This window comes from Nocardioides sp. NPDC058538, assembly GCF_042719275.1.
GTDB lineage: Bacteria > Actinomycetota > Actinomycetes > Propionibacteriales > Nocardioidaceae > Nocardioides.
Map to the genome: position 1 here is coordinate 30,586 of NZ_JBHXNY010000017.1, position 21,349 is coordinate 51,934.

Consider the following 21,349-nt stretch of genomic DNA (forward strand, 5'->3'; position numbering starts at 1 on the left):
TACCAGGGGAGGGTTCGCACGGCGAGCGGAGCCACTAGAGTGGATCCTCGTGGCGAGCACTCCTGACTACAACGACGACCTGCGGCTGGCGCACCTGCTGGCCGATGACGCCGACTCGCTGTCGACGTCGCGGTTCAAGGCGCTCGACCTGCATGTCATGACCAAGCCCGACCTGACCCCCGTCTCGGACGCGGACAAGGCCGTGGAGGAGTCGATCCGGCGTACGCTCTCCCGCGCGCGTACGCGGGACGCGATCACCGGCGAGGAGTCGGGATCCTCCGGATCGTCCAGCCGACGCTGGATCGTCGACCCGATCGACGGAACGAAGAACTTCGTGCGCGGTGTGCCGGTCTGGGCGACACTGATCGCGCTCGCGGTCGACAACGAGGTCGTGATGTCGGTCGTCTCCGCGCCCCAGCTCGGGCGGCGCTGGTGGGCGGCGAAGGGCCAGGGCGCCCACACCGGCAAGTCGCTGATGAAGTCGACCCGCTGCCAGGTCTCGGACGTACGCCGCCTGGAGGACGCCTCGATGTCCTACTCCTCGCTGCACGGCTGGGAGGAGCGCGATCGGCTGGAGGACTTCCTGGCGCTGATGCGCAGCTGCTGGCGCACCCGTGCCTACTCCGACTTCTGGTCCTACATGCTCGTCGCCGAGGGCGCGGTCGACATCGCGGTCGAGCCGGAGCTCGAGCTCTACGACATGGCCGCGCTGGACATCATCGTGCGTGAGGCCGGCGGCCAGTTCACCTCACTTGCCGGCGACCCGGGGCCGTGGGGCGGCAACGCGCTGGCCACCAACGGTCACCTGCACGACGCCGTGCTCTCCTTCCTCGGCGGGCTGCCCGACGGCAACAACGACGCCGACTGGCCGGCCGCGCAGCCGGGATCGGTCACCGCGTTCCGCCGGCCGGGCACCGAGTAGCCGCGTTCCGGAACAGACCCTGGCGTGACGCACGTCACGGCCGCTACCGTTGGTGCATGAAGATCGCGGACGTACTCACTCGCAAGGCGATCGCAGAAGTCGTCACGATCGCATCAACCGCCACCGTGCGTGACCTGCTCGGCGTGCTCGCCGAGCACCGCATCGGGGCCTGTGTCGTCAGCAGCGACAGCACCGCCGTCGCCGGGATCGTCTCCGAGCGCGACGTGGTCCGGCGCCTCCACGAGAACGACGCGCTGCTCGCCGCCGAGGTCTCCTCGATCATGACCGCCGAGGTCGAGACCTGTGCTCCCGAGGCCACCATCGACGAGATCCTGGGCATCATGACCACCCGCCGGATCCGGCACATGCCGGTCGTCTCCCCCGACGGCGCTCTGGTCGGCATCGTCAGCATCGGCGACCTGGTCAAGCACCGCATCGACCAGCTCGCCTTCGAGCGCGACCAGCTCGAGGCGTACGTCCACCAGACCTGAGATCCTCTCCGGATCCGACCTTCACAGGACCTGCACAACTTCTGCAGCCTTTCCGGCGGCTCGGGCTTCTAGCCTGAGCATGTGCCAGAACATCTGACCCTCACCCGCCGGGTCCTCGTCGTCGAGGACGAGCCGGTCATCAACCAGGCCGTCTCGGACCGGCTCGAGGCGGAGGGGTACGACGTCGTCCGGGCGTGGGACGGCCCCGGGGCGGTCTCCTGCTTCGAGGAGACCTCGCCCGACCTGGTCGTCCTCGACGTGATGCTGCCCGGCTACGACGGCCTGGAGGTGTGCCGCCGGATCCAGGCCGTACGCCCCGTGCCGGTGCTCATGCTCACCGCGCGTGTCGACGAGGCCGACGTGCTGGTCGGGCTCGGCGTCGGGGCCGACGACTACCTGACCAAGCCGTTCCGGGCCCGCGAGCTGGTGGCCCGGGTCAACGCGCTCCTACGGCGGGTGGAGCGGGCCGCCGAGCTGGCCGGGTCGCCGCGGCGTACGGCTGAGATCGGGGGGCTCCGGATGGATTCGGCGGCCCGGCGGGTGTGGGTCGACGGGTCCGAGGTCCGGCTGACGCCGACCGAGTTCGACCTGCTGGTCTGCCTGGCGGCCGACCCCGGCGCCGTGGTCACCCGCGAGCGGCTGCTCGCCGAGGTCTGGGGCTGGAACGACGCCTCCGGCACCCGCACCGTTGACAGCCACGTGAAGGGGCTGCGCGCCAAGATCGGGTCCGAGCGGGTGCGCACCGCGCACGGCGTCGGCTATGCGCTCGAGGCCGGCGAATGACTCCGCTGGAACGGGTCTCCTCGATCAAGGTCAAGCTCGGGCTCCTGGTCGCCGCGAGCGCGCTGGTGGCGGCGGTCGTCGCCTCCGTCGGGCGGATCACCGGGGTCTCCCCGTGGATCTCCATCCCGGTCACGATCGGGATCGCGCTCGCGGTCACCCAGCTGCTGGCGGCCGGGATGACCTCGCCGCTGCGGCAGATGACCGTCGCGGCCCGGCGGATGGCACGGGGCGACTACTCGGTCTCGGTGCCTGCCGTCGGCGCCGACGAGGTCGGTCAGCTGGGCCGGGCGTTCAACACGATGGCCAGCGACCTCGGCGCCGTCGACCGCCAGCGCCGCGACCTGGTCGCCAACGTCTCCCACGAGCTGCGTACGCCGCTGGCGGCTCTCACCGTCGTGCTCGAGAACCTCGTGGACGGCGTCGGATCCGACCCGACCGCGCTGCAGACCGCGCTCGGCCAGGCCGAGCGGCTGAGCCGGCTGGTCGAGGACCTCCTCGACCTGGCGCGGGTCGACGCCGGCAAGGCACCGCTGAGCACCGTCTCGGTCGAGCTCGGCCCGCTGCTGGAGGCCTGTGTCGCGGAGACGTTGGCCAACGGGCGGCCGGTCAGCTACGAGATCGACGCGCCGGCCGACCTGGTCGTCGACGCAGACCCCGATCGCCTCAGCCAGCTTGTCGTCAACCTGCTCGACAACGCCTCCCGGCACAGTCCTCGCGGCGGCGTGGTCACCGTGCGCGCCGGAATCGACGGCGAGCGCTACCACCTCGAGGTCCTCGACTCCGGGCCCGGCATCCCCGTCGCCGACCGCGGGCGCGTCTTCGAGCCGTTCGGCACGCTCAGATCCTCCGGCGAGGGTGGCGGGACCGGGCTCGGGCTCGCGATCGCCCGGTGGGTCACCGACCTGCACGGCGGCTCCATCGCCTTCCTCGACCCGCTCCCCGGCGCCGCCGGCGCCCGGGTGCGCGTCGACCTTCCGGTGCGGCCACCCGCGCGCACCGTCCCTGATCAGCTCAGTCCCAGTCATCTCACCCCCACCCACGAGGAGAGCCAGATGCCCACCACTCCCCCGGCGGCCGAGCCCGCCGAACCAGCTCAGCCGGTCGACGCCCCCAGCGCCGATCCCAAGGCCGCGTATGCCACCCCGTCGGTCCTCGACGACATCTTCGGCACGTACTGGCCCGATTCAGGTGTCGCGGGCAGGTTCGGGCTCTTCATCGGTGCCGTGGTCGCCGGCCTGCTCGGCGGCCTGCTGATCCCCGATCGCAACGCCGGGCTCGGCACGGTCATCGTGCTGCTGGCCGCCGGCGGGGTCGTGATGCTGGCGAGCGAGAAACGTCGCAGCCTGTTCCCGATCGTCTGCTACGTCCTGTTCGCACTGCTCTCCTCGGTCGCGGTGTTCCGCGACGCCGAGTGGCTCGTCGTGCTGTGTCTGCTCACGGCGATCGCGGTGATCCTGTGTGCCTCCACCCAGGCGAAGACCCTGCTCGGGATCGTGCTGACCGGGATCTCCTGGCCGCTGGCGGGGCTGCGTGGGATCCCATGGTTGGGGCGGACCCTGACCAGCGTCTCCGGTCGCGGCCACGGCGCCGCCGTCGCCCGCACCACCGTGCTCTCCCTGCTCGGGCTGGTGATCTTCGGGCTCCTGTTCACCACCGCCGACGCGGTGCTGGGCAGCTGGGTCGACCAGTTCGTCCCGGACGTACGGCCTGACACCTTCGCGGCTCGGATCTTCATGACCGTCTTCGTCTTCGGGGTCGTGATGGGCGCTGCGTACCTGGCTGTGAATCCGCCCCGGATCGACCGCAACGAGCGCACCTCCCAGCCCGTCGCCAACCGCTATGAGTGGCTGGCTCCGGTCGGTGTCGTGGTCGCCGTCTTCGCCGCGTTCCTGATCGCGCAGGCGACCGCGGTCTTCGGCGGCGAGGACTACCTGCGCGAGACGACGGGGCTGACGTACGCCGAATACGTCCACCAGGGGTTCGGCCAGCTCACCGTCGCGACCGCACTGACCCTGCTGGTGATCTGGGCGGCGGCGCGCAAGGCGCCGGTGGAGACCGTCGCCGACCGGCTGTGGCTGCGGATCGCGCTCGGGCTGCTCGCCGCGGAGGCTCTGGTCGTCGTCGGGTCGGCGCTGTACCGGATGCACCTCTACCAGGAGGCGTACGGCTTCACCCAGCTCCGTCTGCTCGTAGATGTCTTCGAGGCCTGGCTGGGCCTGCTGGTCATCGCCGGGCTGGTCGCCGCGGTGACCGGCACGGCGATCGCCGGCGGGCTCTGGCTCGGCCGGTTCGCGCTGGTCAGCGGCGCTGTCGCGCTGCTCGGGATCGCCGCTATCAACCCGGACGCGTGGATCGCCGAGCACAACGTCTCGCGCTATGAGGAGACCGGCAAGATCGACACCGACTTCCTCGCCGAGCTCAGCGACGACGCGGTGCCGGCGCTGAAGAAGCTCCCCGACGACCTGCGCAGCTGTGTGCTCGGGCCCAGCGATCGCGAAGACGACTGGCTGGAGTGGAACCTCGGCCGGGAGCGGGCCGACGGACTGACCACGATCTACCCCGGGACGGCCGATACGACGGTGGTGTGCCCCAGCGAGTCTCGATACGTAGACTGAATTCATGAGCCAGAAGCCTGAGATCGACTTCGTCGACCCCACCCCTCCGACCGACCTCGTCATCAAGGACATCACCATCGGTGACGGCGAGGAGGCCACTGAGCGCGACCGCGTATCGGTCCACTACGTCGGTGTTGCGCTGTCCACCGGTGAGGAGTTCGACGCGTCCTACAACCGAGGCGAGCCGCTCGACTTCCGCGTCGGCATCGGCCAGGTCATCCAAGGCTGGGACCAGGGCATCCTCGGCATGAAGGTCGGCGGCCGCCGCCAGCTCGTCATCCCGCCCCACCTGGGCTACGGCGACCGCGGCGCCGGCGGCGCGATCAAGCCCGGCGAGACCCTGATCTTCGTCTGCGACCTGGTCAAGGTCGAGAAGTAAGCAGCTCGGACGCAGCGAGGCGGTGATCCTTCGGGGTCACCGCCTCGCTCCTTGTTCGGCCAGGTCCTACCAGGGCACGTCGAAGTCGGCCTCGTCCGATACCCGGGCCGCCTGGCCGGCGTACTCGACGACGTCGCCGAGGCGGAGCTGACGGCCTCGACGGAGCTCGATCTCACCGTTGACCTTCACCTCACCCGCGGTGATCGCCGGGCGCGCCTCGGAGCCGGCCTCGACCAGGTTGGCCAGCTTCATGAACTGACCGAGCCGGATGACCTCGTCGCTGATGGGTACGTCGAAGGGTTCACTCACGGCACCCATCCTCCTCTCTCGCCGAGACGTCACAAAAAACGGCCGAGGCGTCACTGCGGGCGGCCGAGGCGTCGCGTACGTCGGCCGAGTTGGCACGAGATGACATCTCGGCCGACGTACGTGACGTCTCGGCCGACGTACGTGACGTCTCGGCCGACGCGGGTGACCTCTCGGCCGACGTATCCGACACCTCGGCGGGTCACTCCATCAGGACGGCGACGGTGTGGATGATCACGCCGACGAGGCCACCGACGATGGTGCCGTTGATGCGGATGAACTGCAGGTCGCGGCCGACGAAGAGCTCGATGCGGCGGGCGGCCTGCTTGCCGTCCCAGCGCTGGATGGTGTGGGTGATGACGGTGGTCGCCTCGCGGCCGTAGCGCTTGACGACATAGACGGCCACGTCGGAGGCGAGCGCGTCGTAGCGGCGCTGGAGGGCCTCGTCGAGGACGACCTTCTGGGCGTAGCGGACGACCTCGTCCAGGGCGCGGCGACGGACGACGCCTTCGGGATCGCGCAGCGAGGTGGTCAGTGCACGGCGCAGGGCATCCCAGATGGAGATGGCGGTGTTGATGACGCCGGGGTGGTCGAGCACCCGCTCCTTGAGCCGTTCGGCGCGCTCCATGGTCGCCTGGTCGTGCTGCAGGTTGTCGGCGAGGTCGGCGAGCATCGTGTCGATCGCCTTGCGGGCACGGTGCTCGGGGTCGTCGCGGATGTCGGCGATCCAGCGGACCAGCTCGACGTGGATGCGGGCGGTCACCGGCTCACGCAGCACCTGGGGCGTCCACCACGGCGCCCGCTCGCCGAGCACCTCGGTGACGATCTCCTCGTTCTCCTCCAGCCAGCCGTGCAGCTCGACCAGCGCCAGGTCGACCAGACCGTGATGGACGCCGTCGTCCAGCGCCGCCTGCAGCGTGCCGCCGAGGAGCGGTGCGATCTGCTCCTCGCGCAGGCGAGGTACGAACCCGTCCTGGATGATCTCGACGATGTGCCGGTTGCTGATCCGGGAGAGCCCGTCGGCGACCACGGTGGAGACCTCGTCGACGACCCGCTTGGCATTGGGCTCCTCGGCGAGCCAGAGCGCGAGCCGCAGCGACGGCATCGCGACACCGAGCCGCTCGCGGATCGTCTCCTCCTGCAGGAAGTTGTCCTGGACGAACTCCTCCAGGCTGGCGCCGAGCTCGTCCTTCCGCTTCGGGATCAGCGCGGTGTGCGGCACCGGCAGCCCGAGCGGGTGGCGGAACAGCGCCGTGACCGCGAACCAGTCGGCCATCGCGCCGACCATGGAAGCCTCGGCACCGGCGTTCACGAACCCCCAGAACCCGTCCAGCCGAAGGGTCAACAGATAGACGATGGCGGCAACGACCAGGAGACCGGTGGCGACGAAGCGCATGCGGCGCAGTGCCTGGCGGCGTACGACATCGGCCTCGGTCTCGACCATCAGGCCGCCGATGCCGGCGCCCCCAGGAGAACTCATGGGCTCAATTGTGCCGGGTCGTCCCACGCGAGGCGATCTGCAACACCAGGACCAGCGTTTCTATAGGCTACTCACGGGTTGGCCCACAGGTCAGTTACAAAGCACCCAAGGGCATCACCGATCCCTTCCCTTGCTCGTTGGAGTGGTCGAGAGTGCCTCGGGGGAGGCACACGTCCCACCGAGGAGATACATGTCGTCGCACAAAGCGGACGGTGTGGGGTCGCATCTGTTCGACTCGTCGAGGAGCGCTATGTCGTTGACCACCGCCGCCAAGGTGGAGGTTCTGAGCGTCCTCGTCCGCGCCGGCCGGGAGGCCCGCGCCCCACTCACCCCGCACGACTGCAACACCGTGGTCGAGACCAGTGCCCATCTCGCCGAGATCGCGCCGACCCTCTCAGAGGGCACGCCCGGCGAGCGGGCCCGTGCGACCCGCTCCGCGATGGAGCTGTTCCTCTCCGTCGACTGCCCTCAGCTCGCGCCCGAGCTCCGCGAGGAGCTCGCCAGGGCGGTCGAGCACGTCGTCGTACGTCATCCGGCGACCGCCGCCTAGCGCAACAGGGTTTCAAGCACCTCATCGTCTGAAGCAAAAATGCCGTCGCGACCCCACGGGTCGCGGCGGCGTGCTTGTATGTGAGTCGGGAGGTAGTTGCATGACGATCGTCAGAGCCGCAATCAGCCAGACCACCTGGACCGGGGACAAGGTCTCCATGCTGGACAAGCACGAGGGCTTCGCGCGGGACGCCGCCGCCCAGGGCGCCCAGGTGATGTGCTTCCAGGAGCTCTTCTACGGGCCCTACTTCGGGATCACCCAGGACAAGAAGTACTACCGCTACGCCGAGCCTGCCGACGGAGCCGTAGTGCAGCGCTTCGCGAGCCTGGCCAAGGAGCTGGGCATCGTGATGGTGCTGCCGATCTACGAGGAGGCGGAGGTCGGGGTCTACTACAACACCTCCGTGCTCGTCGACGCCGACGGCACGATCCTCGGCAAGTACCGGAAGAACCATCTGCCCCACGTGGAGAAGTTCTGGGAGAAGTTCTACTTCCGCCCCGGCAACCTGGGCTACCCGGTCTTCGACTCCGCGGTCGGGAAGGTGGGGATGTACATCTGCTACGACCGCCACTTCCCCGAAGGCTGGCGCGAGCTCGGACTCAACGGGGCCCACATGGTCTTCAACCCCAACGCCACCAAGCCCGGTCTCTCCAACCGGCTCTGGGAGATAGAGCAGCCCGCCGCCGCGGTCGCCAACGGCTACTTCGTGCTCGCACCCAACCGGGTCGGGCTGGAGGACAACGAGTACGGCGAGGAGGCGGTCAACTTCTACGGGATGTCGCAGGTCGTCGACCCTCGCGGCAACTACGTGGGCGAGCTCGGCTCGGGCGAGAAGGAGGAGCTGCTCGTACGCGACCTGGACATGAGCATGGTCCAGGAGATGCGCGACGACTGGCAGTTCTACCGCGACCGGCGGCCCGATTCGTACACCGCCATCCCCCGACCCTGACAACGACCGTGTTGGTCTCGACACGCCTCCGCCTTGCGGCTCCGGCGGCTCGACCAGCGGAGAGGAGCACCCCGTGATCACCCTCATCGAAGGCGGGACGGTCGTTTCGTCGACCGGGCGCACCCAGGCAGACGTGCTGGTGGACGGCGAGAAGATCGTCGCGTTGATCTCCCCCGGCGCCAGCCCCTTCGGCGAGATCAACGCCGACGTGACCATCGACGCGACCGGGAAGTACGTCATCCCCGGCGGCGTCGACGCCCACACCCACATGCAGCTGCCGTTCGGTGGCACCAACGCCAGCGACACCTTCGAGACCGGCACCCGGGCCGCGGCCTGGGGCGGCACCACGACGATCATCGACTTCGCGGTGCAACGCTACGGCGAACGCGTACAGGACGGGTTGGCGCACTGGCACGAGCTGGCCGCCGGCAACTGCGCCATCGACTACGGGTTCCACCAGATCATCGGCGGGGTCGACGACGACTCGCTCAAGGCGATGGACACGCTCGTGGACGAGGGGATCACCTCCTACAAGCTCTTCATGGCCTACCCGGGTGTCTTCTACTCCGACGACGCGCAGGTGCTGCGAGCGATGCAGAAGGCGACCGATCACGGGCTGCTGACGATGATGCACGCCGAGAACGGGCCGGCGATCGACGTGCTCGCCGCGCAGCTGGCCGAGTCCGGCAAGACGTCTCCCTACTACCACGGCATCGCGCGTGCCTGGCAGATGGAGGAGGAGGCCACCCACCGGGCGATCATGCTCGCCGACGTGACCGGGGCCCCGCTCTACGTGGTGCACGTCAGCGCCAAGCAGGCGGTCGCGCAGCTGGCCGCGGCCCGCGACCACGGGAAGAACGTGTTCGGCGAGACCTGTCCGCAGTACCTCTACCTCACCCTCGAGGACCAGCTCGGCGCGAGGTCGGAGGAGTGGGGCGACTTCGAGGGCGCCAAGTGGGTCTGCTCGACGCCGCTGCGCTCGCGCGAGGAGGGCCACCAGGACGCGATGTGGCAGGCGCTGCGCACCAACGACCTGCAGATGGTCTCCACCGACCACTGCCCCTTCTGCATGAAGGAGCAGAAGGAGCTCGGCAAGGACGACTTCCGGGCCATCCCCAACGGGATCGGGTCGATCGAGCACCGCGTCGACCTGCTCTACCAGGGCGTGGTGACCGGGCAGATCACGCTCGAGCGGTGGGTGGAGCTGATCGCGACCACACCGGCGCGTATGTTCGGGCTCTACGGCCGCAAGGGGGTCATTGCTCCGGGGGCGGACGCCGACATCGTCGTCTACGACCCTGCGGGTCACACCTCGATCGGGGTCGGCAAGACCCATCACATGAACATGGACCACTCCGCCTGGGAGGGCTACGAGATCGACGGACACGTCGACGTGGTGCTCTCCCGCGGGTCCGTGGTCGTCGCCGACGGCGAGTTCAAGGGCACCAAGGGCCACGGCAGCTACCTCAAGCGCGACCTCTCCCAGTACCTGGTGTGACGTGATGGACTTCGGTGTCGTCCTCCAGACCAACCCGCCCGCCTGGCGGGTCGTCTCCCTGGCGAAGCAGGCCGAGGCGTACGGCTTCGACTATGTCTGGACGTTCGACAGCCACCTGCTGTGGATGGAGCCGTACGTCATCTACAGCCAGATCCTCGCCGAGACCCGCACCATCAAGGTCGGCCCGTTCGTGACCAACCCGGCGACCCGCGACTGGACGGTGACCGCGTCGGTCTTCGCGACCCTGAACGAGATGTTCGGCAACCGCACCGTGTGCGGGATGGGGCGCGGCGACTCGGCGGTGCGAGTGCTCAACGGGAAGCCGTCGACGATCAAGGAGATGCGCGAGGCGACCCGGGTGATCCGCGAGCTCGCCAACCGGCGCCCGGTCGAGATCAACGGCACCACGCTGCAGTTCCCATGGGCCAAGCGCTCCGAGCTGGAGGTGTGGATCGCCGCCTACGGCCCGCTCGCGCTGAAGGCCGCCGGAGAGGTCGGCGACGGGTTCATTCTGCAGCTCGCCGACCCCGACATCACCGCGTGGATGATCGGGGCGGTCAAGAAGGCGGCCTCCGACGCCGGCCGCGACCCGGAGTCGCTGACCTTCTGCGTGGCCGCACCTGCGTACGTCACCGACGGGTCGCCCGAGGCGCTGGATCATGCCCGCGAGCAGTGCCGGTGGTTCGGCGGGATGGTGGGCAACCACGTCGCCGACATCGTCTCCAAGTACGGGGCCCCGACAGGCTCGACCACCGTGGTCCCGCAGGCGCTCACCGACTACATCCAGAACCGCGAGGGCTACGACTACAACGAGCACGGGCGGGCCGGCAACACCCACACCCAGTTCGTGCCCGACGAGATCGTCGACCGGTTCTGCCTCCTCGGCTCGGTCGAGGAGCAGGTCGCCAAGCTCGAGCAGCTCAAGAGCCTCGGCGTCGACCAGTTCGCCGTCTACCTGCAGCACGACGCGATGGACCAGACCCTGGCCGCGTACGGCGATCTGGTGATCCCGAGGGTCAACCGGCCGGTGACCACGAAGGCATGAGCGCGCGATTTCGTTGATTGTGGCGTGAGAATGTAACGAAAACGTAGCCGCTATCCTGATATACCGTCGTAATCAGTATCCCGGATCAGCGGCAACCCCGCTGCCTCCGGCGTAGAGTGAGAGACGACCTGAGCGAGGTCGAGCGGCGAGCTTGCTCGTCGGCTCGCGCCGAGCGAGGGAGTGAGCGCGCAAAGCGCGAAAGCCAGATCCATGTCCATCCACGCACCCCAGGGGACAGCCTTGACCAGCGCCAGCGACGCCCGTGCCTATGACCTCGACCGTGCCCACGTCTTCCATTCCTGGTCCGCCCAGGGGTCGCTGAAACCGCTCGTCATCGCCGGCGGTCTGGGCTCGAAGGTGTGGGACGACTCCGGGCACACGTACCTCGACTTCTCCTCCCAGCTGGTCAACACCAACATCGGCCACCAGCACCCGCGGGTGGTGGAGGCGATCAAGAAGCAGGCCGAGACGCTGACCACGATCGCGCCGACGACGGCCAACCTGACCCGCGGCGAGGCGGCCGAGCGGATCACCGACATCGCCCCGGTGGGCTTCAACAAGGTCTTCTTCACCAACGCCGGGGCCGACGCTGTCGAGAACGCGATCCGGATGGCGCGCATCCACACCGGCCGCGACAAGGTGCTCTCGACCTACCGCTCCTACCACGGCAACACCGGGGCGGCGATCGTCGCGACGGGCGACTGGCGACGGATCCCGAACGAGTACGCCCGCGGCCACGTCCACTTCTTCGGCCCCTACCTCTACCGCTCGGAGTTCTGGGCGACCACGCCGGAGCAGGAGGCCGAGCGTGCCCTTCAGCACCTGCGCCGCGTCATCGAGTCCGAGGGGCCCGCGTCGATCGCGGCGATCCTCCTCGAGACCATCCCCGGCACCGCCGGGATCATGATCCCGCCGCCGGGCTACCTCCCCGGGGTCCGGGCGCTGGCCGACGAGTTCGGGATCATGCTCATCCTCGATGAGGTCATGGCCGGCTTCGGCCGCACCGGCGAGTGGCTGGCCCTGGACGCCTACGACGTCGTTCCCGACCTGATCACCTTCGCCAAGGGCGTCAACTCCGGCTACGTACCTGCCGGCGGGGTGATCATCTCCGACCCGGTCGCGGCCACCTTCGACGACCTGGTCTTCCCCGGTGGGCTCACCTACTCCGGCCACCCGCTCGCGATGGCGTCGATCGTGGCGACCATCGAGGCGATGAACGAGGAGGGCATCGTCGACAACGCCGCGACGATCGGCACCGACCACATCGCCCCCGGCCTCGCCTCGCTGGCCGAGAAGCACGACGTGATCGGCGAGGTACGCGGCACCGGGGTCTTCTGGGCCCTCGAGCTCGTCGCCGACCGCGAGACGCGGGAGCCGCTGCCGGCCGCCACGGTGGGCCGGATCAAGTCCGACCTCATCGCCCGCAACCTGATCCCGTTCATCATGGAAAACCGCATCCACGTGGTGCCTCCGTGCGTCGTCACCCCCGACGAGGTCGCCGAGGCGATCTCGATCTACGACGACGTGCTCGGCTCGCTGTAACAGCTCTCTAAAGGACGCATGACATGACCGACCTCCCCATCCTCGACCACTGGATCGGCGGGGCCACCAACCCCGGCACCGGCACCCGTCTCGGCGACGTCTACAACCCCGCGCTCGGCACCGTCCAGAAGCGCGTACGCTTCGCCTCCGCCGCTGACGTCGACACCGCTGTCTCCGCGGCCAAGAAGGCGTTCGAAGAGTGGAGCGAGACCTCGCTCACCCGGCGTACGGCCGTGCTCTTCAAGTTCCGCGAGCTGCTCAACGCCCGCAAGGGCGAGCTCGCCGAGATCCTCACCGCCGAGCACGGCAAGGTGCTCTCCGACGCCGCCGGCGAGATCGCCCGCGGGATCGAGGTCGTCGAGTTCGCCTGCGGGCTCTCCCACCTGCTCAAGGGCACGGTCTCCGAGCAGGTCTCCTCCGGCGTGGACGTGACCACGCTCAAGCAGCCGCTCGGCGTGGTGGGCATCATCAGCCCGTTCAACTTCCCGGCCATGGTGCCGATGTGGTTCTTCCCGATCGCGATCGCGGCCGGCAACGCGGTCGTGATCAAGCCCTCGGAGAAGGACCCGACCGCGTCCAGCTGGATCGCGGAGCTGTGGTCGGAGGCGGGGCTGCCCGACGGCGTCTACAACGTCGTGCACGGCGACAAGGAGGCGGTCGACGCGCTCCTCGACAACCCCGACGTCGCCTCGATCTCCTTCGTCGGCTCCACCCCGATCGCCCGCTACGTCTACGAGCGCGGCACCGCCGCCGGCAAGCGGGTCCAGGCGCTCGGGGGCGCCAAGAACCACATGCTCGTGCTGCCCGACGCCGACCTCGACCTGGTCGCCGACTCGGCGGTCAACGCGGGCTTCGGATCAGCCGGCGAGCGCTGCATGGCGATCTCGGTGGTCCTCGCGGTCGACTCGGTGGCTGACAGCCTGATCTCGAAGATCACCTCGCGGATGGCCACGCTCAAGACCGGCGACGGCACCCGGGACACCGACATGGGGCCACTGATCACCGGCGCCCACCGGGACAAGGTGGCGGGCTACGTCGACGTGGCCGCGGCCGACGGGGCCGAGGTCGTCGTCGACGGCCGCGCTGCACTGAACTCTGAGGGCTCGGTCGACGGCGACCCCAACGGTTTCTGGATCCTGCCAACCCTGATCGACCGGGTGCCGACCACGTCGATCGTCTACACCGAGGAGATCTTCGGCCCGGTGCTCTCGGTCATCCGCGTCTCCGGCTACGAGGAGGGCCTCGAGCTGATCAACTCCGGCGAGTTCGGCAACGGCACCGCGATCTTCACCAACGACGGCGGCGCCGCCCGCCGGTTCCAGCGTGAGGTGCAGGTCGGGATGGTCGGCGTGAACGTACCGATCCCGGTGCCCGTCGCCTACCACTCCTTCGGTGGTTGGAAGGCCTCGCTGTTCGGGAACGCGAAGGCGTACGGCCCCTCGGGGCTGGACTTCTTCACCCGGGAGAAGGCCGTCACCACCCGGTGGCTGGACCCGTCGCACGGCGGGATCAACCTGGGGTTCCCGCAGAACTCCTAGGTCCCAGCCGGGTCAGTAGTCGTAGTCGTCGTCGGGGCCGACTGCGTCGAGCTTCTGCTCGGCGTAGTCGGCCTCGTTGACGTCGTCCGGCGTCGAGGTCACCGTCTCCTCGGCATCCAGAGGCGCCTCGTCGTCGACGGCCTCCTTCACGACATCGGTCGCCTGCTCCTCGAGGTCTGCCTCTGCTGCGTTCTCGCTCATCTACCCTCGCTCAGATCGATCCGTGTGCTCGGTCTCCAGTAGACCACCGCCACCCGGGTGCCGCCACGGATCGCTGCGGCTCAGCGCCGGCGTGGTGCCCCCAGGGCGAGGCGGAGATCCTGCTTCAAGGTCGTGTACGCCTCCTTGGGCTGCCGGTTCACATCCCAGAGCAGCGCATAGCCTTCCCCTTCGAACCAGCCAGGTACCCAGGAGTGGGTGTCGTCGATGCCCCAGACCGTGAACGACGTGCAGGCGCGTACGGCGAGGCAGGCCTGGAGCATCTGGGAGAACTCGTAGGGGTGGGCGAAGAGCGCCAGGTTGTCCGTGGGGACCTGGGTCTCGGCGGAGTCGACGAAGGTGCGTACGTCGGCCTCGGTGACCGCGACCTCGAGACCGAGGTCGGCATAGCGCTGCAGGTCGGCGCGGAAGCGCTCGCCGGAGAAGCCGTACTGGGTGTCGAGGTGGCCCTGATTGCCGACACCGTGGATGGGTACGCCCTGGGCGACCAGGCTCTTGACGAAGGCGTAGACCGCGTCGGCCTTGGCGTTGTGGCCGTCCTCGCCGGCGATGTTGTAGTCGTTGTAGAAGAGCCGCGCCTTCGGGTCGGCCCGATGGGCCCAGCGGAAGGCGTCAGCGACCACCTCGGGTCCGAGCCGGGAGACCCAGAAGTTGTCCGGGTTGAGCCGCGAGGGGTTGGTGTCGGTGAAGAACTCGTTGGCGACGTCCCACTGGTAGACCTTGCCGCGGAAGTGGGCGACCTCGTCGGTGATGTGCTTCTTGAGGATCCCGCGGAGCTCGTCGTTGCTGATGGTGCCGTTGTTGACGCCCTCCGTCAGCCAGGCGGGATTCTGGTTGTGCCAGAGCAGGGTGTGGCCGCGCACCTTCTGGCCGTGGGCGCGGGCGAACTCGACGACCTCGTCGGCGCCCGACCAGTCGTAGGTGCCACGGGTCGGCTCGACGGTCTCCCACTTCATCTCGTTCTCGGGGGTGATGCTGGAGAACTCGTTCGCGGCGATGCCGGCGAGATCCTCGTCGGCAAGCACTTCGGGATTGGCGGCGACACCGAGGTGCAGCCCGATCTGGGAAGCGTAGGAGCGGAGCGAGTCGGACGGGGGCCGGAAGCCACGTGGCTCGGCCTGGGCCATGGATGACGCGGTCGCGGTGACGGTCGCCGCCGCGACCACGGTCACGACGATGTGACGAAGTTTCACGGTGCCTCCAGGTGCACTAAGTGTGATCGGCATCACAGACAGGGATCAGGATGGCGACAGGCGCGCGACTTTGTCAATCGTTGTCGATAACGTTTTCTGAAGGCGGGCACCAAAGCTGGATCCCGGCTACGATCCGGTCCATGCCCACCGAGACCTCTGCCCGCGAAGCTCCCGGATCGACGTGGGCACGCAGCTACGACTACACCGCGCGCGAGCTGGCGCGACCACGTTCCGTGGAGGACGTACGCGACCTCGTGCGGCGCGAGCCGCGGCTGCGCGCACTGGGGTCTCGGCACTCCTTCACCGATCTCGCGGACACACCGGGGGTGCTGGTCTCGCTCGACGGCTTGGGGACGTCGCCGAGCCTGGCCGGGGACGTGGTCCGGGTTCCCGGCGGGATGCGCTACGGCGAGCTCGCCGCCTGGCTGCAGGAGCACGGCCGGGCGCTGCCCAACCTGGCCTCGCTCCCCCACATCTCGGTCGCCGGCGCGGTCGCGACCGGCACCCATGGCTCCGGGGTCGGCAACGGCTCGCTGGCCACCTCCGTGACCGCGCTGGAGATCGTCGACGGGCGCGGCGACCTGGTGCGGCTGGAGGTCGGCTCGCCCGACTTCGCCGGGGCCGTGGTCGGCATCGGCGCGCTGGGGATCGTGACCCATCTCGAGCTGCTGACCTCCCCGACCTACCAGGTCGCACAGACGGTCCACGAGGGTCTCACCTACGCTGACCTGCGAGAACACCTCACCGAGATCCTCGGCGCGGCCTACTCGGTGTCGATCTTCACGCGTTGGGCCGACGAACCCGAGACGACCGGAGCGAGGTCGAGCGGCGAGCTTGCTCGTCCGCTCGTGCCGAGCGAGGGAGTAACCGCGCGCAGCGCGGACGGGTCGGCCGCCCGGGTCTGGGTGAAGTCGCGCTCGACGACTCCGGAGCTCCCCGGGACGGTGCTCGCGACCGGGCCGCGGCACGTCGTTCCCGGCCTCGACCCGGCCCCGTGCACCGAGCAGCTCGGCGTGCCCGGACCCTGGCACGAGCGGCTGCCCCACTTCCGCCTCGACTTCCAGCCGAGCGTCGGCGCGGAGCTGCAGAGCGAGTACCTGGTGCCGCTCGATCGTGCACAGGAGGCGGTCGACGCCGTCCGATCGCTCGCCGACCGGGTCCGGCCGCTCCTGCAGGTGAGCGAGATTCGCGCAGTCGCCGCCGATGAGCTGTGGCTCTCCCCCGCCTACGGCACGGACACGTTGGCGCTGCACTTCACCTGGAAGGCCGACCCCGTCGGCGTACGCGATCTCCTGCCCGACCTGGAGGAACGGCTTCCGGCGGGCACCCGGCCGCACTGGGGCAAGCTCTTCGCCACGGCGGATCCCGGCGCGAGCTTCCCGCATTGGGACGATTTCAAGGAGCTGGTTCGCCGCTTCGACCCGGACCGTCGGTTCTGGAACGCCTGGCTGGACCGGGTGCTCGGCTGAGGTCGAGTCCGCTCAGTCCTCGACGAACTGGCGGTGGTTGCGGATCACCTCGGCGATGATCACGTTGAGGATCTTCTCGGCGAACTCGGGGTCGAGGCCGGCGTCGTCGGAGAGCCGGCGCAGTCGCTCGATCTGAACCGCCTCGCGGCTGGGATCGGCGGGCGGGAAGCCCGCGCGCGCCTTCAGCCGGCCGACCTGCTCGGTGCACTTGAAGCGCTCGGCGAGAAGGTGGACAAGGGCGGCGTCGAGGTTGTCGATGCTGCCGCGCAGGCGGATGAGCTCGTCGTGGGCGGCACTATCGGGTTCGGTCACAGCGCTATCAAACCTGATGCGAGCCATGGATCCGCGACGAGTCTTACTCGCCGGACTCCTTCGAGGCCTGGTCAGCGAGCGCCTTGTCGATGTCGAGCTCGACGACGGCGTCGATGACCTGCTTGAGCGCGGGCGCGGGGAGCGCGCCGGGCTGGGAGAAGACGAGGTTGCCCTTCTTGAAGGCCATCAGCGTCGGGATCGAGGTGATGTTGGCGGCACCGGCGAGCGCCTGCTCGGCCTCGGTGTCGACCTTCCCGAAGACGATCTCGGGGTGCTCTGCGGAGGCTGCGTCGTAGATCGGGCCGAACTGGCGGCACGGGCCGCACCAGGACGCCCAGAAGTCGACGAGGACGATCTCGTTGTCGGTGACGGTGCTCTCGAAGTTCTCTGCTCCGAGCTCGACGGTGGGCATGGGGCTCTCACTTCCGGTATGGGGTGGGTGGCGCGCCGGATCGGCGGGCACGTACGTCTCAACGCACGTGCACCACTGAGGATTCCCCGTGCAGATTGCTCGTGGGGATCAGGGGAGGCGCTTGGCCTTCGGCCCGATCTGCCGCTCGATGCGGCTGCGTGGCTGCCCGGTCAGCTTGGCGACGATCGGAACCCGGAACACGTATCCACCGACAGCCGCTGCGATGACCAGCAAGATAATCCAGAACATGTGATCCAGCGTACGCCGCACCACCCAGGCCCCGCCTCAGGATTCCCCCTGAGATGGGGCCCGGATGGGCCGGGACGAGTCCCGGGTCGGCTTCAGGCGGCGCGTCGGCCGCGCCGGCCGGACTCGCGCTTGCGCAGAGCGTCGGTGAGCAGCGAGACCAGGGCCTCGAGCTGCACGTCGGCGGAGTCGGTGACCTCCTCGTCGGAGCCGTCCAGGGCGCGAGCCGCGAGGCCGGCCTTGGAGTCGATCAGCTCGGCGATCCGGGTGTCGATGGTCTGCGAGGCGATGATGCGCCAAGCGGTGACCGGCTCGGTCTGACCGATGCGGTGGACACGGTCGATCGCCTGGGTCTGCTCGGCGTCGGTCCAGGAGAGCTCAGCCAGGACCAGGTTGGAGGCGGCCTGCAGGTTGATGCCGACACCGGCGGCGGTGAGCGAGCAGACGATGACCTTGACCTCGGGGTCGTTCATGAACTCGTCGATGGCCTTCTCGCGGGCCTTCGAGGTCTGGTCGCCGCGGACCGTGGAGTAGCGGATGCCGCGCTCCTCGAAGAGCTTCTGCGCGGTGTCCATCACCTCGATGTGCTTGGCGAAGAAGACGACCTTGCCGACGTTGCGCGCCAGCTGGGCGGCGTAGTCGGCGGCCAGCGAGGCCTTCGCGCGACCGATGCGGCGCATCATGCCGAAGACGTTCTCGCCGGTGGAGGCGTCCTGGTCCTCGCGCTCCCAGGTGGCGACGCGGCGGATCAGCTCGAGGTCCAGCTCGCCGGGGGCCGGCTTGGCGCCGGTCACCCGGGTCTCGATCGCGGTGTCGTAACGCTGCATCATCCGCTTGGCCAGCTCGGCCTCGGCGGCCCGGATCGAGCGGCCCTCGGCATCGTCGAGCTCCACCGGCAGGTCGGCCACGCGACGCGCCGGGATGTCGCTGGCGACGTCGATCTTGCGGCGGCGCACGATGCCCTGGTTGACGACGACGCGGCGGGCGGCGCCGTAGAAGCTGTTGTCCTGCGGGGTCAGCCCGGTCTCCTCGAGGCCTTCGAGCAGGCCGTTGAGCGGCTTGACGTCGTCGATCCAGCCGAGGAACTGCCAGATCGCCCGGAAGTCCTCGATGTCGTTGATCAGCGGGGTGCCGGTCAGCGCCATCAGCAGCGGGTTGGCCGTACGCGTCCGGATCTTCTCCGAGAGGGCCAGGACGTGCTGGGAGCGCTGCGAGGACTTGTTCTTGATGAAGTGGGCCTCGTCGACGACCATGCCCTTGAAGCCGAACTCGCCGAGCCAGCCGACGTGACGGTCGAGGATCTCGTAGTTGACCACGATGATGTCGGCGAAGCCGTCGATGTCCTCGCCGTTGCCGTGCACGACGGTCGCCTTCTTCGACGGCGTCCAGAGGTTGACCTCGCGCGCCCAGTTGGCCTTGACGACGTTGGGCACGACCACGAGCAGCGGGTAGGCGTTGGCCGCCTCCGCGGCGAGCAGCGCCTGCGCGGTCTTGCCGAGGCCGGGCTCGTCGGCCAGCAGGTAGGAGCGGTGGCCCTCGGCCGCCGAGGCGACCAGCTGGGCCTGGTGGTGCATGAGCTCGCGGCTGCCGGGCGCGTCGATGTGGCCGGGGCCGTAGGCGGGCGGCTCGGGCAGCGGCATGCAGGAGGGGCCGGAGTCGGCGTACTCGAAGCTTCGGAACAGTGGCCCGAGGAGCTCCCAGCCGGACAGGCGGCGGGCGTGCACCGGCGGGCGGGCGTTGGTGAAGTCGGGCACCAGGAACGGGTTGGAGAGCTGACGCTGGATGACGCTCGTCGGGACCACGCGCTTGTCGGGTACCACGACGGCGGGCGTCTCGTCCTCGTCCTCGTCCTCGTCCTCCGGCACGTCGACGCCACCGCGGGCCATCAGCTCGTGCTTGAGGTCGACGGCGGCATCGGAGATCTCGGCATCCTCGGCGAGGAGCTCGAACAGGCGCGAGTCCATGGTCGCGGTCTTGGCGAGGATCGTGGCGATCCCGTCCAGACGCTTGAGCTGCTCGGCGCGGCGACCCTCGTTGAGGGTCTCGTCCTCGAGCACGCGGTGGCGCTCGTCTCGGGCGAGGAGCGCGACGACCTGGAACTTGGTCCGTACGTCGGGCATCGCCGAGCGGCGCTGCACGGCCGACTCCACCTCGCGGACGACCTGCGCGAGCACCGGAATGATGCCCTCGTTGTCCTTGTGGACGCCCTTGCGGCGACCGTTCTGCCCGGACTTGCCGGCATTGCCGTTGCTACGCGAACGGCCGGACCGGTTGTTGCGCCGGGTAGCGGCTCCCTGAGCCAACTGATTCCTCCTTGGGGCCACGCACGGGTGAGTGGCATGTCCAAAAGCCGACCCTCATCGGCCGGTCGCCCTCCCAGGGCTCACGCAGATCAATGGCAGACGACTGACGACCGCGTCCAAACAGCGGATACGCGCGATCGGCGCCTCATCGACCGGGCCAGTGACTCGTTCGGTCCCCACGACGAACGTCCACGAGCCGGGCGCTTGCAGCGAGTGTAACCCCACCCACACCCGTTAGCGGTAGTCTCGTTCCGCGTTTTCTGTCAATTGATCAAACACGGGGCTCAGCCAGGCCTCGGATGAGCCTCAGTCGATCAGGTACTGATCCGCCCACGCCGAGATGATCCGGGCGGCGCGCTGGGCCTGGCCCCTCTTCGTGAGGAGGTGGTCGGAGCCCTCCAGCGCCACGAAGGAGCGCGGGTGGCGGGCGGTGTTGAAGATGTCGGAGGCGTTCTCGATGCCGACCGTGGTGTCGGTCGGGCTGTGCATGACCAGGAGCGGCTTCTTGAGCTGCATGATCTTCTGGCGCAGATCGGCGCGGCGTACGTCATGGACGAAGTGCTTGCGCAGGGTCAGGGACTTGCCGCCGGCCATCCAGGGCGACTGGCCGTCCTCGAGCACGCGGGAGAGCACCGCGTCGTAGTTGTGCTCGACGTGTGCCGGCTGGAACGGGGCACCCACGGTGGCCACGGCGTCGACACCGACGGCATCGTTGGCTGCGGCGAGGACAGCCGCACCACCGAAGGAGTGGCCGACGAGCAGCTCCGCCGGGGTGCCACGCTCGGCCATGAAGCGGGTCGCCTCGACGGTGTCGGCGACCTTGTGGGTGAAAGAGCCGTCGCCCCAGTCGCCCTCGGAGTCGCCCAGGCCGAGGTTGTCGAAGCGCAGCATCCCGACGCCCTCGGCCGCGAGCTGCTTGCAGATCCGCGCGGCCGCCGGAGATTCCTTCCCGAGGGTGAAGCCGTGACTGAACACGCCCCAGCCACGCACCACACCCTCGGGCAGGTCGATGAGACCGGCCAGCATGGGTCCGGACGTACTCTTGAAGGTCACCTTCTCAGCCACGCCAGGATTCTCTCAGAATCTGGCGGGACCGA

Annotated in this window: 21 protein-coding genes; 12 read left to right on the forward strand and 9 right to left on the reverse strand. The window is 68.9% G+C overall.

Annotation, left to right across the window (positions count from 1 at the left end; genetic code table 11):
• The first annotated feature begins 49 nt into the window (after positions 1-49).
• From ACFWQC_RS16310 to ACFWQC_RS16330, 5 genes are all read left to right on the forward strand, one after another.
• On the forward strand, positions 50-922 hold the full coding sequence (locus tag ACFWQC_RS16310; protein WP_355019191.1) for an inositol monophosphatase family protein: 873 nt from the start codon (positions 50-52) through the stop codon (positions 920-922).
• Between the two features lie 56 nt (positions 923-978).
• Entirely contained in the window at positions 979-1,413 is a 435-nt protein-coding gene (locus ACFWQC_RS16315; protein WP_378679848.1) for a CBS domain-containing protein, read from the forward strand.
• A gap of 81 nt (positions 1,414-1,494) precedes the next feature.
• Positions 1,495-2,196, forward strand: a complete 702-nt coding sequence (locus ACFWQC_RS16320) for a response regulator (protein WP_378679851.1) — start codon at positions 1,495-1,497, stop codon at positions 2,194-2,196.
• Positions 2,193-4,811, forward strand: a complete 2,619-nt coding sequence (locus ACFWQC_RS16325; protein WP_378679854.1) for a DUF4153 domain-containing protein — start codon at positions 2,193-2,195, stop codon at positions 4,809-4,811. Before ACFWQC_RS16320 ends, ACFWQC_RS16325 begins: the two co-directional genes overlap by 4 nt.
• A 4-nt stretch (positions 4,812-4,815) precedes the next feature.
• Positions 4,816-5,190, forward strand: coding sequence for an FKBP-type peptidyl-prolyl cis-trans isomerase (locus tag ACFWQC_RS16330; RefSeq protein WP_141795436.1), 375 nt, complete (start codon positions 4,816-4,818; stop codon positions 5,188-5,190).
• A 66-nt stretch (positions 5,191-5,256) separates the two neighbouring features.
• On the opposite strand, the gene ACFWQC_RS16335 is transcribed toward ACFWQC_RS16330, so the two are convergent.
• Complete coding sequence (locus ACFWQC_RS16335; RefSeq protein ID WP_141803051.1) at positions 5,257-5,499, reverse strand: RNA-binding S4 domain-containing protein; 243 nt, start codon at positions 5,497-5,499, stop codon at positions 5,257-5,259.
• Positions 5,500-5,698: 199 nt separating this feature from the next.
• Complete coding sequence (locus ACFWQC_RS16340; protein ID WP_378679859.1) at positions 5,699-6,976, reverse strand: DUF445 domain-containing protein; 1,278 nt, start codon at positions 6,974-6,976, stop codon at positions 5,699-5,701.
• 250 nt (positions 6,977-7,226) lie between these two features.
• Between ACFWQC_RS16340 and ACFWQC_RS16345 the strand changes: the two genes are divergently transcribed.
• From ACFWQC_RS16345 to ACFWQC_RS16370, 6 genes are all read left to right on the forward strand, one after another.
• Complete coding sequence (locus ACFWQC_RS16345; RefSeq protein WP_141803049.1) at positions 7,227-7,526, forward strand: hypothetical protein; 300 nt, start codon at positions 7,227-7,229, stop codon at positions 7,524-7,526.
• A 100-nt stretch (positions 7,527-7,626) separates the two neighbouring features.
• The gene (locus ACFWQC_RS16350) at positions 7,627-8,475 is read left to right on the forward strand and encodes a nitrilase-related carbon-nitrogen hydrolase (RefSeq protein WP_378679862.1); all 849 of its coding nucleotides are present in this window, start codon (positions 7,627-7,629) and stop codon (positions 8,473-8,475) included.
• A 73-nt stretch (positions 8,476-8,548) separates the two neighbouring features.
• Positions 8,549-9,973, forward strand: coding sequence for a dihydropyrimidinase (gene hydA, locus ACFWQC_RS16355; protein WP_378679865.1), 1,425 nt, complete (start codon positions 8,549-8,551; stop codon positions 9,971-9,973).
• Positions 9,974-9,977: 4 nt separating this feature from the next.
• Positions 9,978-11,018: a TIGR03842 family LLM class F420-dependent oxidoreductase gene (locus ACFWQC_RS16360; RefSeq protein ID WP_378679867.1), complete on the forward strand. Its 1,041-nt coding sequence runs from the start codon at positions 9,978-9,980 to the stop codon at positions 11,016-11,018.
• A gap of 240 nt (positions 11,019-11,258) precedes the next feature.
• Positions 11,259-12,560 (forward strand): aspartate aminotransferase family protein, encoded by a 1,302-nt coding sequence (locus ACFWQC_RS16365; protein WP_378679868.1) that lies wholly within the window; start codon positions 11,259-11,261, stop codon positions 12,558-12,560.
• A gap of 23 nt (positions 12,561-12,583) precedes the next feature.
• Positions 12,584-14,098, forward strand: coding sequence for a CoA-acylating methylmalonate-semialdehyde dehydrogenase (locus ACFWQC_RS16370; protein ID WP_378679871.1), 1,515 nt, complete (start codon positions 12,584-12,586; stop codon positions 14,096-14,098).
• Between the two features lie 12 nt (positions 14,099-14,110).
• Here ACFWQC_RS16370 and ACFWQC_RS16375 read toward each other — a convergent pair whose 3' ends face one another.
• Together ACFWQC_RS16375 and ACFWQC_RS16380 are read right to left on the reverse strand one after the other, a co-directional pair.
• Positions 14,111-14,299 (reverse strand): hypothetical protein, encoded by a 189-nt coding sequence (locus ACFWQC_RS16375; RefSeq protein WP_350844385.1) that lies wholly within the window; start codon positions 14,297-14,299, stop codon positions 14,111-14,113.
• Positions 14,300-14,379: 80 nt separating this feature from the next.
• Entirely contained in the window at positions 14,380-15,510 is a 1,131-nt protein-coding gene (locus tag ACFWQC_RS16380; RefSeq protein ID WP_378679874.1) for an endo-1,4-beta-xylanase, read from the reverse strand.
• 140 nt (positions 15,511-15,650) lie between these two features.
• On the opposite strand from ACFWQC_RS16380, the gene ACFWQC_RS16385 reads away from it, so the two are divergent.
• Entirely contained in the window at positions 15,651-16,979 is a 1,329-nt protein-coding gene (locus ACFWQC_RS16385) for an FAD-binding protein (RefSeq protein WP_378679877.1), read from the forward strand.
• Between the two features lie 12 nt (positions 16,980-16,991).
• Here the strand turns inward: ACFWQC_RS16385 and ACFWQC_RS16390 are convergent, their stop codons facing one another.
• The 5 genes from ACFWQC_RS16390 to ACFWQC_RS16410 all read right to left on the reverse strand — a co-directional run bounded on the left by ACFWQC_RS16390 (position 16,992) and on the right by ACFWQC_RS16410 (position 21,317).
• Positions 16,992-17,291, reverse strand: a complete 300-nt coding sequence (locus ACFWQC_RS16390) for a chorismate mutase (protein ID WP_378679880.1) — start codon at positions 17,289-17,291, stop codon at positions 16,992-16,994.
• 43 nt (positions 17,292-17,334) lie between these two features.
• Entirely contained in the window at positions 17,335-17,703 is a 369-nt protein-coding gene (gene trxA, locus ACFWQC_RS16395) for a thioredoxin (protein ID WP_378679882.1), read from the reverse strand.
• 108 nt (positions 17,704-17,811) lie between these two features.
• Positions 17,812-17,952 carry a hypothetical protein gene (locus ACFWQC_RS16400; RefSeq protein ID WP_350659602.1) on the reverse strand — a complete coding sequence of 47 codons (141 nt, stop codon included), beginning with the start codon at positions 17,950-17,952 and terminating at the stop codon, positions 17,812-17,814.
• A gap of 92 nt (positions 17,953-18,044) precedes the next feature.
• A complete protein-coding gene (locus tag ACFWQC_RS16405; RefSeq protein WP_378679886.1) occupies positions 18,045-20,252 on the reverse strand; it encodes a DEAD/DEAH box helicase in 2,208 nt (735 codons plus the stop codon).
• 306 nt (positions 20,253-20,558) lie between these two features.
• Complete coding sequence (locus ACFWQC_RS16410; RefSeq protein WP_378679889.1) at positions 20,559-21,317, reverse strand: alpha/beta hydrolase family protein; 759 nt, start codon at positions 21,315-21,317, stop codon at positions 20,559-20,561.
• Between the last annotated feature and the right edge of the window lie 32 nt (positions 21,318-21,349).